Genomic DNA, 3134 nt, shown 5'->3' with positions numbered 1-3134 from the left:
CCGGTGGGACACGTCCCACCGGCCCGCCGCCGTTGTCAGTGCCAGCGGATAGCCTGGCGGCAGTCAAAGATCACCGTCCACGGGCCGTAACCATCAATTGAGGAACCCCGACGGTGCTCAGCCAGGTCCGCGAGAGCGGCGGCGGCTTAGCCGCAAAGAGGGGAGGGCGCGCGTGCGCGTGCTGGGGGTGGACCCGGGACTGACCCGGTGCGGCGTCGGCGTGGTCGAGGGCGTTGCCGGACAGCCGCTCACGATGATCGGCGTCGGCGTCGTCCGGACACCGGCGGACGCCGACCTCGGTCGCCGACTCGTCGCCGTCGAGCAGGGCATCGAGCAGTGGCTGGACGAGCACCGGCCGGAATTCGTCGCCGTGGAGCGCGTCTTCAGCCAGCACAACGTCAGTACGGTGATGGGCACCGCCCAGGCCAGCGCCGTCGCCATTCTGTGCGCCTCGCGTCGCGGGATCCCCGTGGCGCTGCACACCCCCAGCGAGGTCAAGGCCGCCGTCACCGGCAGCGGCCGCGCCGACAAGGCCCAGGTGGGCGCGATGGTGACCCGGCTGCTCCGGCTCAGCGCACCGCCCAAGCCCGCCGACGCGGCCGACGCCCTCGCCCTCGCCATCTGCCACATCTGGCGCGCCCCGGGGCAGAACCGACTCCAGCAGGCCGTAGCCCTGCACGCATCGAAAGGCCGTACGACATGATCGCCTTCGTCAGCGGCTCGGTCGCCGCGCTCGCCCCCGATGCCGCGGTCGTCGAGGTCGGCGGCGTCGGCATGGCCGTGCAGTGCACGCCGAACACACTGTCCACGCTCCGCGTCGGCCGGCCCGCCAAGCTGCACACCTCCCTCGTCGTACGGGAGGACTCACTGACCCTGTACGGCTTCGCGGACGACGACGAGCGGCAGACCTTCGAGCTGCTCCAGACGGCGAGCGGCGTGGGACCGAGACTCGCCCAGGCGATGCTGGCCGTGCACACCCCGGACGCCCTGCGCCGGGCGGTCGCCACCGCCGACGAGAAGGCACTCACCGCCGTTCCCGGCATCGGCAAGAAGGGCGCCCAGAAGCTGCTCCTGGAGCTGAAGGACCGGCTCGGCGAGCCGGTCGGCGCCCCGGCTGTCGGTGCGCCCGTCAGCACCGGCTGGCGCGACCAGCTGCACGCGGCCCTGATCGGCCTCGGGTACGCGACCCGGGAGGCCGACGAGGCCGTGACCGCCGTCGCTCCGCAGGCAGAGGCCACCGAGGGCGCTCCGCAGGTCGGCCAGCTGCTGAAGGCCGCCCTCCAGACCCTGAACCGCGCCCGCTGAACCCCCCCACACACCGAGGCACATCATGAACTGGGACGACACCACCGACGCCCCCGCCGCCGAGCGGCTCGTCGGCGCGGCAGCCGACGGTGAGGACCAGGCTGTCGAGGCCGCCCTGCGCCCCAAGGACCTGGACGAGTTCATCGGCCAGGAGAAGGTCCGCGAACAGCTCGACCTCGTCCTGCGCGCCGCACGCGCGCGTGGCGCCACCGCCGACCATGTGCTGCTCTCCGGCGCCCCCGGCCTCGGCAAGACCACCCTGTCGATGATCATCGCGGCCGAGATGGGCGCCCCCATCCGCATCACGTCGGGCCCGGCCATCCAGCACGCGGGCGACCTCGCGGCGATCCTCTCCTCCCTCCAGGAGGGCGAGGTCCTCTTCCTCGACGAGATCCACCGCATGTCCCGGCCCGCCGAGGAGATGCTGTACATGGCGATGGAGGACTTCCGCGTCGACGTCATCGTCGGCAAGGGCCCGGGAGCCACCGCCATCCCCCTGGAGCTGCCCCCGTTCACCCTGGTCGGCGCCACCACTCGCGCGGGGCTGCTGCCGCCCCCGCTGCGCGACCGCTTCGGCTTCACCGCCCACATGGAGTTCTACGAACCGGCCGAACTGGAACGGGTCATCCACCGCTCGGCGAGCCTCCTGGAGGTCGAGGTCGAGCCGGAGGGCGCCGCCGAGATCGCCGGCCGCTCCCGCGGCACCCCCCGCATCGCCAACCGCCTGCTGCGCCGCGTCCGGGACTACGCCCAGGTCAAGGCCGACGGACTGATCACCAAGGACATCGCGGCTGCCGCCCTCGCCGTCTACGAGGTGGACGAGCGAGGCCTCGACCGCCTCGACCGCGGTGTGCTGGAAGCCCTGCTCAAGCTGTTCGGCGGCGGCCCCGTCGGCCTGTCCACGCTCGCTGTCGCGGTGGGGGAGGAGCGTGAGACGGTGGAAGAGGTCGCCGAGCCCTTCCTGGTAAGGGAGGGACTGCTGGCCCGCACCCCGCGCGGCCGGGTCGCCACACCTGCCGCATGGGCGCATCTCGGCCTCACCCCGCCCCGCTCCCAGACCGGTGGAAACGGACAACAGGACCTGTTCGGGGCGTGACGGCGCCGTCACCGTTCCGAGACGGCGAGGCCAGTGGCCGAGGCAGGAACCCCGGTGCCATGCTGAGCGTTGTTCCATGCGCGCGGACTCGCTTAGACTCCGCCGATGCCGTCCTTGTCGGCGGCGTACATACCCCCAACCATCTGGCCGCTCACAGCGCGGTCGTGTGAAGGAAGTACCGACCGTGAGTCTCCTGACCCTCCTCCCGTTCATTGTGCTCATCGGGGCCATGTTCCTCATGACCCGGTCGGCCAAGAAGAAGCAGCAGCAGGCCGTGGACATGCGGAACCAGATGCAGCCCGGCAGCGGCATCCGCACCATCGGGGGCATCTACGCCACGGTCAAGGAGGTGAACGAGGACACCGTCCTCGTCGACGCCGGCCCGGGCGTCGAGCTCCTCTTCGCCAAGAACGCCATCGGTGCCGTGCTCAGCGACGACGAGTACAACCGCGTCGTCCACGGCATCGAGCACGACCTGAAGTCCGACGCCGACATCGTCCCGGACGACGCCTCCTCCCTCACCGAGACCGACGACTCCGCCGCCGACGCCGGCGATGACGACAAGGCCGTCGACCTCGGCAAGAAGGACACGGCCGACGAGCCGGCCGGCGACGACGCCAAGGCCGATGACACCCCGGCCGCCGAGGCGAAGACGGACGCAGAGCCGAAGAAGACCGACGGCGACTCCGAGGCGAAGTAGTCGTTTCCCGGGGTGCGCGGGCCCGGCCCGCGC

The 3134-nt window shown here is 71.7% G+C and carries 4 protein-coding genes; all 4 read left to right on the top strand.

The window, feature by feature from the left end; genetic code table 11:
* Positions 1-172: 172 nt before the first annotated feature.
* The 4 genes from ruvC (at position 173) to yajC (ending at position 3101) form a co-directional block, all read left to right on the top strand.
* Positions 173-703 (top strand): crossover junction endodeoxyribonuclease RuvC, encoded by a 531-nt coding sequence (gene ruvC / locus ACWIF2_RS40385; RefSeq protein WP_454366658.1) that lies wholly within the window; start codon positions 173-175, stop codon positions 701-703.
* Positions 700-1305: a Holliday junction branch migration protein RuvA gene (ruvA, locus tag ACWIF2_RS40380; RefSeq protein WP_454366656.1), complete on the top strand. Its 606-nt coding sequence runs from the start codon at positions 700-702 to the stop codon at positions 1303-1305. The genes ruvC and ruvA overlap by 4 nt, the downstream gene beginning before the upstream one ends.
* A 25-nt stretch (positions 1306-1330) precedes the next feature.
* Positions 1331-2401 (top strand): Holliday junction branch migration DNA helicase RuvB, encoded by a 1071-nt coding sequence (ruvB, locus tag ACWIF2_RS40375; protein WP_382497635.1) that lies wholly within the window; start codon positions 1331-1333, stop codon positions 2399-2401.
* A 184-nt stretch (positions 2402-2585) separates the two neighbouring features.
* Complete coding sequence (gene yajC / locus ACWIF2_RS40370) at positions 2586-3101, top strand: preprotein translocase subunit YajC (protein WP_454366654.1); 516 nt, start codon at positions 2586-2588, stop codon at positions 3099-3101.
* The last annotated feature ends 33 nt before the right edge of the window (positions 3102-3134 follow it).

This window comes from Streptomyces sp. NPDC055506 (genome assembly GCF_053643595.1).
This window is presented reverse-complemented; position numbering and strand designations above follow the sequence as displayed.